We start from the raw sequence: 9,857 nt of genomic DNA, 5'->3' as shown, positions 1-9,857 counted from the left end.
CTGCGCATCGGACACGACGTCGGGACGCTTGGTCGGCGTTGGCGCAGGCTTTTCGTGCATCACCGCTTTCTTGTCGCCCTGCAAGGTCTGCGCGACGGCTTCCATCGGCACGATATCGACGGCGACCGACTCAACATCGGCGGATGGCAAGGGGGCCGGCGCGGACAGGGTGAGCAGGCCGAAGGCCAGCGCCGCCGTATGCAAGATCACCGATGTGGTGAGGCCGGTCTTCATCGCGCGTCTATTGGTCCTGTTCCTGCAGGGAAACCAGGCCGATATTCTTGTAACCGGCGGCCGAAATACGCGCCATGACCTTCATCGCCGTACCATAGTCGGTCGACTTGTCGCCGCGGATGAAGATGCGTTCCTCATAGCCGGTCTTGGAGATCGCCTGCAGCTTGGCCACGAGTTCGTCGATCGGAATCTCGGTCTCCTGGAGATAGATCTTGCCGGCGGCATCGATCGAGACGGTGATCGGCTGCGTATCGGCGTTCATCGCCTTGGCTTGCGTGTCAGGCAGGTCGATCGGCACGCCGACCGTCAGCATCGGTGCGGCGACCATGAAGATGATCAGGAGCACCAGCATAACGTCGACCATCGGTGTGACGTTGATTTCCGACATCAGCCCATGGTGACGGCCGCGCCGCCTGTGGCCGCGCCCGCCGCGCCCGCCCATGCCTACGGACATACCCATCTCGTTGCTCCTCAGGCCTTCGGCGCGACTTTTTCATCGATTTGGCGCGAGAGTATGGCGGAGAACTCGTCGGAGAACCCCTCCATGCGCACCGCGATCTTGCTCGCGTCGGACGACAGCTTGTTGTAGGCGATGACGGCCGGGATGGCGGCGAGCAGGCCGATGGCCGTAGCCAGCAGGGCCTCGGCGATGCCGGGCGCGACCACCGCGAGGCTGGTGTTCTTCGACCCGGCAATGGCCTGGAACGAGGTCATGATGCCGATGACGGTGCCGAACAGGCCGATGAACGGTGCGGCCGCGCCCGTGGTCGCGAGAAAGCCGAGGCGTCCCTCCAGCTTTTCCATTTCGCGGGTCAGCGCTAGGTCCATGGCCTTGTCGATGCGGGTCTGCAATCCGAGCGGCGTCTTGGCGCCCTTCTCGAAGCTTTTCTTCCACTCGCGCATCGCGGCAACGAAGATCGCGCCCATGCCTGATGTCTTGCGGTCGGCGAGCGTCCGGTAGAGCTCTTCCAGCGACTGTCCGGACCAGAACACCTGCTCGAAGCGGTTGAGCGCCAGCCGCATGCGGGCATAGGACACCAGCTTGTCGACGATGATCGCCCAGGTCCACACCGAGGCGCAGAGCAGACCGATCATGACCAGCTTGACCACCCAGCTGGCCTGCATGAACAGTGCCCAAATCGACAATTGCGCGCCCGGTTCGGCGAGTGCGATAGTTTCCATCGTTACGTCCTTAAGATTTTCCGGGCAAAGCTGGCGGCTGGCCCCTGGCATCCCTTGTGGTCGGTTCGCGCGAAGCTACCGGAACAACCCCAAACCGTGCCTTTGGCGGGCCTTTTCGGGGCAAATGTTGGTGAAAGGAAGGCGTGTGACCTCGCCAATCTTCACCAATCTCTTCATGAACCGTTATGGTTAATTATGGGTTAGTGAATAAGGCGCGGCGCATTGCCGCGCCTGCTGCTGCAACGCCGTCATGCTGCGCGACGCCAGGGTGGGTTGAGCGGGTGGGGAAGTCCGTGAGCACCGGGAAGCTCAAGTAGCGTTCGTTTGCAGGCCGGCATCACCGGAATGTCAAGGCACCTCGGGCATGAACGCCGCCACCCATTCCTTGGGAAACCGCCTCGGCCGCCCATTCTCGCCGATGATCGCGGCCTCCACCCTGGCCTCGACCAGCACCTCTTCGCCGCGTTTGAGTTGCTGCGCCATGAAGATGCGCGCGCCCGAAATGTCCTCGGTGCGGGTATCGACGGTCAGGATGTCGTCGATACGGGCGGAGCCGCGAAAATCGATCTCCATGCGACGCACCACCCAGACTATTCTCTCGCCATGCTTGCCGCCGGCGAGTTCTGTGTGATGCACGCCTGTCAGCCTGAGATAGTCTGAGCGGCCGCGTTCGAAGAATTCGAGATAGCGAGCGTGGTAGACGACGCCGGAGAAGTCGGTGTCGGCGTAGTAGACCCGCGCCATCAGCCGGTGCCCGAACCCCGTCAGCGCGCCGGAAAGCCCGGCCATCAAAGCCGATTCACCATGATCGCCCATTGCGCTTCCTTTTTCGGTCCCGACGAGGCACCTGTAGCGGACCGCGCTCCAGGCAATTGTCTCCGTGCATGTCGTTGTTTTGCAACCGCTGTACGCCTTTGGGCGACACACACTGGCTTGGCGCATGAACCCGATGGCACTGTTGACGGCGATGATCAAGACCCTGGCGGCGGCCTTGTTGGCGCTGGTGGCGTTGGCGACACCCGGCCAGGCGGCGACCTTTTCGATGAAGCGCGGCCTCAATCTCGACCAATGGGTCACCTGGCCCGGCGAGGAGCAATGGGGCAACGCCAACGCCATCCTGCCCTATCCCGAATGGCGAAAATTCCTCAAGGACGACGACCTCAAGGCGCTGAAGGACGCCGGCTTCGACTTCCTGCGCATGCCGGTCGACCCGTCGCCCTTCCTGTCCGACAAGACCGTGGGCCTGCGTGACGATCTCTATGCCAGCGTGCTGGACTCCGTGCGCATGATCAACCGCGCCGGCCTGAAGGTGATCGTCGACATGCACCTGATCCCGGCCGGCGGCAGCCGCAGGATCGGCATGGCGCAGGTGATGGAGGATCCGCGAACATTCGACCTTTATGTCGAGATGGTACGCAGGATGGGCCGTACGCTGGCCGGTGAGGATCCGCGAAACGTCGCCTTCGAATTGATGAACGAACCGATCCTCGATTGCGACAGCGACGGCACCAGCCTGTGGCCGGACCGCCAGAGCAAACTGTTCGCCGCGGCGCGTTCGTCCGCCACGAAACTGACCCTGATCTTGACCGGCGCCTGCTATTCCGCCGCGTCGTCGCTCGAAAAGATCAATGCCAAGGCGATCCCGGACGGCAATGTCATCTGGACCTTCCATTCCTACGATCCGTTCCTGCTCACCCACCAGGGCGCCACCTGGGCCGGCGACTTCATTCCCTATGTCACGGGGCTGCCCTATCCGCTGACCGCCGTTCCAAAAGCACAACTCGATGTGACGCTGGACACCATCCGCGCCAGGATCAGGGCCGAGGCGCCGTGGGTCCGACAGAGCGGCCTGCTCGCCTATCTCGACGAACAGGTCGCCAGCATGGACGATCCCGACAAACTGCTCGGGCTGATGGATGCGCCGTTCAAAAAGGTCGAGGCGTGGGCAGAGGCCAACGGCGTCAAGCCGGAGAACATCACGCTTGGGGAGTTCGGCATGATCCGCCAGGAATATGGCAATGCCTATGTCATGCCTCCGCAGTACCGGGCCGCCTATGTCAGGGACATGATCGCGCGTGCCGAGGCGCACGGCTTTTCCTGGTCGGTGTGGAGCTATGGCGGAGCCTTCGGCATCGTCGATGCCTTCAGCGGCGACAAGGCCGAAACGGATGTCATGGACGTGATCCGAGCACTTCACTGACGCAAGTGGGCCGGACCGGCAGGGCGACGGGCTGCAGGCCGGCTGGGCTCGCTCGCCCGCCGTCGCACGTCCCCGGCCGTCACTCTTCCTGGAACAGGTTGATCTGCTGCTGCGCCAGATCCTTCGGAGCGTCGAGACCGAGATGCCGCCAGGCATTGGCCGTCAGCACCCTTCCGCGCGGCGTGCGCTGGATGAAGCCCTGCTGGATCAGATAGGGTTCGATGATGTCCTCGATGGCGTCGCGCGGCTCCGACAGGCCGGCGGCGATCGTCTCGATGCCGACCGGCCCACCGCCGAAATTGCGCGCGATCATGCCGAGGTAACGGCGGTCGAGCGCGTCCAGGCCGAGCGCGTCAACCTCCAGCCGCGTCAGCGCCTCGTCGGCGATCCGGCGATCGACATGGCCATCGCCGGCGACCGAGGCGAAATCGCGCACGCGGCGCAGCAGCCTTCCGGCGATGCGGGGCGTGCCTCGGGCGCGGCGCGCGATCTCCAGCGCGCCATCGTCGCCGAGCGGCATCCGCAGGATGCGCGCGCCGCGCCGCACGATCTGCTCCAGCTCCTCCACCGAATAGAAATTGAGCCGCACCGGAATGCCGAAACGATCGCGCAGCGGATTGGTGAGCAGGCCAAGCCGCGTGGTGGCCGCGACGAGGGTGAAGCGGGCAAGGTCGATCTTGACCGAGCGCGCGGCCGGTCCCTCGCCGATGATCAGGTCGAGCTGGAAATCCTCCATCGCCGGGTAGAGGATTTCCTCCACCGCCGGGCTCAACCGGTGGATCTCGTCGATGAACAGCACGTCGCCTTCCTCGAGATTGGTGAGCAGGGCCGCAAGATCACCGGCCTTGGCGATGACCGGTCCCGAGGTCGAGCGGAAATTGACGCCGAGTTCGCGCGCCATGATCTGCGCCAGCGTCGTCTTGCCGAGCCCCGGCGGCCCGACGAACAGCACATGGTCGAGCGCCTCGCTGCGACCCTTGGCGGCCTCGATGAACACTTTGAGATTGGCCCGGACCGCCGCCTGGCCGACGAAATCGTCGAGCGTCTGCGGCCGCAGGGTCTGGTCGGCATCCTCGCCGCGTTTTTCCGGGGCAATCAGGCGGGGCGACAGGCTCATGCAGACTTACTCGCACATGCCCCCGGACCGGACAAGCGAGCGCTCACCGTGCCAGTTCCTTCAGGCCGAAGCGGATCAGCTTCGGCGCGTCGGCATCCTCGCCCGCTGTCTTCAGGGCCGCGGCAATCGCATTGGCGGCGGTATCGCGCGAGTAGCCGAGATTGACCAGCGCCGAGACGGCGTCGGTGATCGGGGCTGAAGCGACGCCCTCGCCGAGTTCCTGCTTCAGGCCGATGGTGCCGGAGGCGGTCCCGGCATAGGCCGGCGCCTTGTTCTTCAACTCGGTGACGATCCGCTCGGCCACCTTCTTGCCGACGCCGGGCGCGCGGGAAACCATGGCGATGTCGCGCAGCGCAATGGCATTGGCGAGGTCGGCCGGCGCCAGCGTCGACAGGATGGCCAGCGCCACCTTGGCGCCGACGCCCGGCACATTGTTCATCAGCAGCCTGAACCACTCACGCTCGAGCTGGGACTGGAAACCATAGAGCCGCAGCATGTCCTCGCGCACATAGGTCTCGATGAACAGCACCACGGCTTCGCCCGGCGAAGGCAGCGCGGCCAGCGTGCGCGCCGAGCAATAGGCGACATAGCCGACGCCATGGATGTCGACCAGGCAATGATCCTCGTCGATCTCGTCCAGCGTGCCCTTGAGCTTGCCGATCATGCCAGATGATCCCTCACGCCAGCATTGCCATCCGGTAGGCCACGCTCTGCCGGTGATGCGCGTGGCAAATTGCAATGGCGAGTGCGTCGGCTGCATGTTCGGTGTCGAAGATCGCCTTCGGCAGCAGCACTTTCACCATCATGTGAATCTGCTTCTTGTCGCCATGGCCAACGCCGATCACCGCCTTCTTGACGGCGTTGGGCGCATATTCGGCAACGACGAGGCCGGCCCGCGCCGGCACCAGCATGGCGATGCCGCGCGCCTGGCCGAGCTTCAGCGTCGCCACCGCATCCTTGTTGACGAAAGTCTGCTCCACCGCCGCTTCGTGCGGCATCGCGCCATCCAGGACCTCGACGAGGCCGTCATGCAACTGGCAGAGTCGCGTCGCCAGTGCCGCCTTGTCGTCGGATCGGACGGTTCCGGAGGCAATGAAGCGCAAGGAATTGCCGAGGCTCTCGACGATGCCCCAGCCGGTGCGCCTGAGCCCGGGATCGATACCGATGATGCGAATCGCTTCCCCCATCCGGCCAGTTTACCTCCGGCCGACAGCGATGCCAGCGAAATGTGAACAAACCGGAAACAACCCGTGCGTTGGTATCAGCCGCGGGCGAAAGCCGTGTTGAGCAGGCTGATCTGGTCGGAAACCGGATTCGTGCGGCGAGCCACGGGCTGCATGTCCAACACGGCGCCGGCGCCGTAGATCTCGTCATCCATGCGGCGCACCAGCGCCTGCAGGCGAAGCGAGCGGGTGACCAGGTCGAGGAAATCGGCGGGCAGTTCGCCCCATCCGGCGGCGTCATCATGCGCGGACGCCGTGTCCAGGCGCACCTTGGATTTTTCCGAGGCGACCTGATCGCGGGTCATCTCGCCGGAATTCGCCGCGCGCTGCAAAAGCAGCCATGACGCAACCTGCATCAGCCTGGTGGTCAGCCGCATTGATTCGGCCGCGTAGAGGGTGGCTGCCAGGCGCGACAGTTTCTTCGCCTCGGCCCGGCCCTTGCCGTCAAGATACTCCGCCGCCTGTTCGACCAGGCCCATGCCTTCCTGGTAGAGCGGCTTGAAGGATTGCGAAAATACCCGACGTTCCGCCAGCTTGACGGTTTTGGCACCGCCCTTCGAAGGCTCGTTCATCAATACGCCCCTGCAACTTGCAACCGGCCGAACCGGCTCCCACCGTCCCGTCCAGCACCCTATATGGCTGAAGCTTGAAAATGCGCTTCGGCGGGTGGGAAGGCAAGCACATGTTTAACAGAAGGTTAACGGACGCCCGCGCGCCGTCGAAGGCATAAAAAAAGAGCCGCGAAAACGCGGCTCTCAGGAGTTTAACAGGGAGGCGTCAAACAAAGTGGCTCCAACCACTCGGTAAGAATCCAGATCACTGGATGGACATAGTAAACACCTGTAAAGCTTAATGAAGCCTTAACGGCGCCTCTGTTTTTTGAGCGAACAGCCCCCGCTGTTCCATAACGGCACGAATCCGGACGTCGGACCGCGCTCCGAGACGGCGGCCACGAAGAGCCGCCCTGGCGGGACCCACGAACAGAACCTCAGGGCTTTTTCCAGACTGCCGGCAAGGCGATGAACGCGAACAGCAGCATGCCTGCGTAGAAACCGATCGAGGCTATGCCCAGCACAGGTTCGATAGCCGGATTGCCGGCAAGCAGGACAAAAAGGCCGATCATGAGCCCGATGCCGCTGATCGCCGTCAGCCAGAAATGGACGAGGGCCAGCGTCGTCCGACCGACCGCCGGAAACAGATGATAGAAGAAGGCGAAGACCGCCGACATCAGCCAGCCGGCCACCATGATATGGGCATGGGTCGGCATCTGGCCGTGGTCTCCGCTCATTGCCATGTGGATGCCGAGCGCCATCCCGCACAGCGAATAGATGATTGCCAAGGTAAAGAAGTTCCGCGCTACCCCTTGCATGTCTGTCCCCCAAATTGCCTTTTCCCGCCCGCGGGAATGGGTTGATCGTCAGGCGATTGCTTTCGCCACCGGGCTCCCGGCGTCGGCGCATTAGCATCGGCGATGTTTCCAGACGATGTCGCGCCGACCCCTCCCGGCGCCTTTCATAGTAGCAGAAAACACCCGCGCGTCCGCTGCCTTGTGCGCCTCGTGACCTCCAGACAGCCCGAAACACAGCCAGGTTTTTCGCGACATCGTTCCGAAACAGGCGACACGCTAGAGGCCCCGCTTCGCCGGCAACTGGCGCGGATCCGCGTCAGCGCGAACATCACCATCCTCAAAGGAGCAACTCATGGACTGGTATTCCATCGTCAAATTCCTCCATGTCGTCACAGCCATCCTGTGGGTCGGCGGCGGCTTCGTCCTGTTCCTGCTCGGCATGCTTGCCGAGCGTGCCGGAAACCTCGAGGACAAGCTGTGGGCGATACGCGCCAGCGGACAACTGGGCGGCCGCTTCTTCGCGCCGATGTCGATGCTGACGCTCCTCTTCGGGCTCGTCATGTGCGGCTTGTGGATCGGCTTCTCCGATCTGTGGATCGTCATCGGCCTCGCCGGCTACGCCACGACCTTTTCGATCGGGATGTTCATCTTCAAGCCGACCGGCGAGCGCATGGGCGCCATGATCGCCAAGGATGGCATCACGCCGGCCGTCCTCGCCACGGGTCAACGCATGATGAGCGTGGCGCGCTTCGACTATGCGGTCATGTTGGTGATCATCGCCGACATGGTGCTCAAGCCGACCGTGCGTGACGTCGGCATCCTCGCCGGCATGGTGCTGGTCGTCGCGGCCGGCGCCACGCTGGCATTTGGCGGCGGCCGCCGGCTGGTGGAAAGCGCGGCCTGAACCGTGCGGGCGCTGAGCGCCCGCACCACCCCCGCAGGACCGGCAATGCCGTGTCATGACAGCTTGATCCCTCCACCGCCACGGTCGCATCGGTGGGGGGACAGAAGGTGTGCGGGACGCACACGACACCCGATCCGGCCTGCCCGCCTGTTCAAGGCGCGGACTTTGCTCTATGCCGCAATCCAACCATCTTCGCCCGGCATAGGCGAAAACCGGGATCGAAGAACCATGAATGACGCAACGCCACCCAATCGCTGCCGCATCGTGCTGATCGCGCCGACCGGTGTCCCGGCCGCCCGCATCGCGGCCGCGTTCGAAGGCGGCGACATCGCCTCGCTCATCCTGCCCGAGAACGGTATGGACGAGGCTTCCTTCCAGGCCTTTGCCGAGCAGATCGCGCCGATAGCGCAGGCCGCCGGCGTGGCGGTCGTCATCGCCGGCGACACACGCATCGCGGGCCGCGTCCAGGCGGACGGCATTCATGTCGAGGTTCCCAAGGCCGAGCTCGCCGAGACGATCGAACATTTCCAGCCAAGGATGATGGTCGGCGCCGGTGGCGCCAAGACGCGGGATGATGCGCTCGAGCTTGGCGAGACCCGGCCCGACTACATCTTCTTCGGCCGCTTCGGTTACGACAACAAGCCGGAACCCCACCCACGCAATTTGTCGCTCGGCAAATGGTGGGCCGACATGATCCAGATCCCGTGCATCGTGATGGCCGGATCGGATCTCGCCTCGGTCGAGACGGTGGCCGCGACCGGCGCCGAGTTCGTCGCCCTGTCTAGCGCTGTCTTCGCCGACGGCGTCGATGCTGGGACCGCGATCGCCCAGGCCAATGCGCTGCTCGACGAAACCGCGCCGCGTTTCGAGGATTGACGTGACGCCGGCCAGGCTTCTCCTTCAGGCGCTGCTCGCGACGGTCATGAGCCAGGCCTGCGCCGCCGAAACGATTCCCCTGCCGCAGCCCAAGCCGGACATAACCGGCGTTCACACCGACAAGCCGATCGAGACGCAGCTGCCGCAGCCCGCCACCACGGCTGAGCCGGCGCCGCTGCCGTCGGCCGACGCCATCAATCCCGACCGTTTCGGCGCGCGGCCGGCTGACGCCGCCTATGGCGCCTTCCAGCGCGGGCTCTACAAGACCGCCTACAACCTAGCCCTGATCCGCGCCCAGAATGGTGACCCGGCGGCGCAGACGCTGGTGGCCGAAATCCTGTCACGCGGATTGGGCGTGCCGCTGAATTCCTCGGAAGCGGCGAAATGGTATGCTCTGGCCGCCGAACAAGGCGTGCCGGAAGCGCAGTTCCAGTACGCGCTGATGCTGCTCGACGGGCGTTACGTCAAGAAGGACGAGAAGGAGGCCTACGCCCTGATGCAGGCCGCCGCCGAGGCGGGCAACAGGCTGGCACAGTTCAATTTCGCGCAGATGCTGGTGCGGCAGGATCCCGGCGACGCCGGCCTCGCCAAGGCCGTCTCCTACTATGAGCGCGCCGCCGCGACCGGCCTTGCCGATGCGCAATATGCGATGTCGCAGATCTATGCCAATGGCGTCGGCGGCAAACCGCGCGACGACGCGCAGGCGAGGCGCCTGCTGGCACAAGCCGCCAGGCAGAATTACGACACCGCCCAGATCGATCTCGCCGCCTGGA

At 64.3% G+C, this 9,857-nt stretch carries 12 protein-coding genes and 1 pseudogene; 4 read left to right on the top strand and 9 right to left on the bottom strand.

Annotated features, from left to right (window positions below):
* The 4 genes and pseudogenes from WC739_RS22540 to ybgC all read right to left on the bottom strand — a co-directional run.
* A pseudogene (locus WC739_RS22540) lies at positions 1–234 on the bottom strand (hypothetical protein); the annotation flags it as partial.
* A gap of 7 nt (positions 235–241) precedes the next feature.
* Positions 242–694, bottom strand: a complete 453-nt coding sequence (gene tolR, locus WC739_RS22535) for a protein TolR (RefSeq protein WP_372955206.1) — start codon at positions 692–694, stop codon at positions 242–244.
* 11 nt (positions 695–705) lie between these two features.
* Positions 706–1,416 carry a protein TolQ gene (gene tolQ, locus WC739_RS22530; protein ID WP_372955205.1) on the bottom strand — a complete coding sequence of 237 codons (711 nt, stop codon included), beginning with the start codon at positions 1,414–1,416 and terminating at the stop codon, positions 706–708.
* A 348-nt stretch (positions 1,417–1,764) separates the two neighbouring features.
* On the bottom strand, positions 1,765–2,232 hold the full coding sequence (gene ybgC, locus WC739_RS22525; RefSeq protein WP_372955204.1) for a tol-pal system-associated acyl-CoA thioesterase: 468 nt from the start codon (positions 2,230–2,232) through the stop codon (positions 1,765–1,767).
* A gap of 133 nt (positions 2,233–2,365) precedes the next feature.
* Between ybgC and WC739_RS22520 the strand changes: the two genes are divergently transcribed.
* Positions 2,366–3,616, top strand: a complete 1,251-nt coding sequence (locus WC739_RS22520; protein ID WP_372955207.1) for a glycoside hydrolase family 5 protein — start codon at positions 2,366–2,368, stop codon at positions 3,614–3,616.
* A gap of 79 nt (positions 3,617–3,695) precedes the next feature.
* Here WC739_RS22520 and ruvB read toward each other — a convergent pair whose 3' ends face one another.
* The 5 genes from ruvB to WC739_RS22495 form a co-directional block, all read right to left on the bottom strand.
* Positions 3,696–4,733, bottom strand: coding sequence for a Holliday junction branch migration DNA helicase RuvB (gene ruvB / locus WC739_RS22515; protein ID WP_372955203.1), 1,038 nt, complete (start codon positions 4,731–4,733; stop codon positions 3,696–3,698).
* Between the two features lie 43 nt (positions 4,734–4,776).
* Positions 4,777–5,397 carry a Holliday junction branch migration protein RuvA gene (gene ruvA / locus WC739_RS22510; protein ID WP_372955202.1) on the bottom strand — a complete coding sequence of 207 codons (621 nt, stop codon included), beginning with the start codon at positions 5,395–5,397 and terminating at the stop codon, positions 4,777–4,779.
* Between the two features lie 13 nt (positions 5,398–5,410).
* Entirely contained in the window at positions 5,411–5,920 is a 510-nt protein-coding gene (gene ruvC, locus WC739_RS22505; protein ID WP_372955201.1) for a crossover junction endodeoxyribonuclease RuvC, read from the bottom strand.
* A gap of 74 nt (positions 5,921–5,994) precedes the next feature.
* Positions 5,995–6,528 carry a DUF1465 family protein gene (locus tag WC739_RS22500; protein WP_372955200.1) on the bottom strand — a complete coding sequence of 178 codons (534 nt, stop codon included), beginning with the start codon at positions 6,526–6,528 and terminating at the stop codon, positions 5,995–5,997.
* Between the two features lie 416 nt (positions 6,529–6,944).
* Complete coding sequence (locus WC739_RS22495; protein ID WP_372955199.1) at positions 6,945–7,325, bottom strand: hypothetical protein; 381 nt, start codon at positions 7,323–7,325, stop codon at positions 6,945–6,947.
* Positions 7,326–7,656: 331 nt separating this feature from the next.
* Between WC739_RS22495 and WC739_RS22490 the strand changes: the two genes are divergently transcribed.
* From WC739_RS22490 to WC739_RS22480, 3 genes are all read left to right on the top strand, one after another.
* Positions 7,657–8,208: a hypothetical protein gene (locus WC739_RS22490; protein WP_372955198.1), complete on the top strand. Its 552-nt coding sequence runs from the start codon at positions 7,657–7,659 to the stop codon at positions 8,206–8,208.
* Positions 8,209–8,436: 228 nt separating this feature from the next.
* Positions 8,437–9,084, top strand: a complete 648-nt coding sequence (locus WC739_RS22485) for a thiamine phosphate synthase (RefSeq protein WP_372955197.1) — start codon at positions 8,437–8,439, stop codon at positions 9,082–9,084.
* A 1-nt stretch (position 9,085) separates the two neighbouring features.
* On the top strand, positions 9,086–9,857 hold a 772-nt coding region (locus WC739_RS22480), incomplete at its 3' end, for a tetratricopeptide repeat protein (RefSeq protein WP_372955196.1).

It is taken from the genome of Mesorhizobium sp. (assembly GCF_041661565.1).
In the GTDB taxonomy this organism is placed as follows: Bacteria; Pseudomonadota; Alphaproteobacteria; order Rhizobiales; family Rhizobiaceae; genus Mesorhizobium.
Note: the sequence above shows the minus strand (reverse complement) of the source record. Positions and strands in the feature narration are given on the sequence as shown.

Bases quoted from the DNA above. Each gene is read 5' to 3' on its own strand.
- tolR (WP_372955206.1), bottom strand. From the start codon at position 694: ATGGGTATGTCCGTAGGCATGGGCGGGCGCGGCGGGCGCGGCCACAGG.
- tolQ (WP_372955205.1), bottom strand. From the start codon at position 1,416: ATGGAAACTATCGCACTCGCCGAACCGGGCGCGCAATTGTCGATTTGG.
- ybgC (WP_372955204.1), bottom strand. From the start codon at position 2,232: ATGGGCGATCATGGTGAATCGGCTTTGATGGCCGGGCTTTCCGGCGCG.
- WC739_RS22520 (WP_372955207.1), top strand. From the start codon at position 2,366: ATGGCACTGTTGACGGCGATGATCAAGACCCTGGCGGCGGCCTTGTTG.
- ruvB (WP_372955203.1), bottom strand. From the start codon at position 4,733: ATGAGCCTGTCGCCCCGCCTGATTGCCCCGGAAAAACGCGGCGAGGAT.
- ruvA (WP_372955202.1), bottom strand. From the start codon at position 5,397: ATGATCGGCAAGCTCAAGGGCACGCTGGACGAGATCGACGAGGATCAT.
- ruvC (WP_372955201.1), bottom strand. From the start codon at position 5,920: ATGGGGGAAGCGATTCGCATCATCGGTATCGATCCCGGGCTCAGGCGC.
- WC739_RS22500 (WP_372955200.1), bottom strand. From the start codon at position 6,528: ATGAACGAGCCTTCGAAGGGCGGTGCCAAAACCGTCAAGCTGGCGGAA.
- WC739_RS22495 (WP_372955199.1), bottom strand. From the start codon at position 7,325: ATGCAAGGGGTAGCGCGGAACTTCTTTACCTTGGCAATCATCTATTCG.
- WC739_RS22490 (WP_372955198.1), top strand. From the start codon at position 7,657: ATGGACTGGTATTCCATCGTCAAATTCCTCCATGTCGTCACAGCCATC.
- WC739_RS22485 (WP_372955197.1), top strand. From the start codon at position 8,437: ATGAATGACGCAACGCCACCCAATCGCTGCCGCATCGTGCTGATCGCG.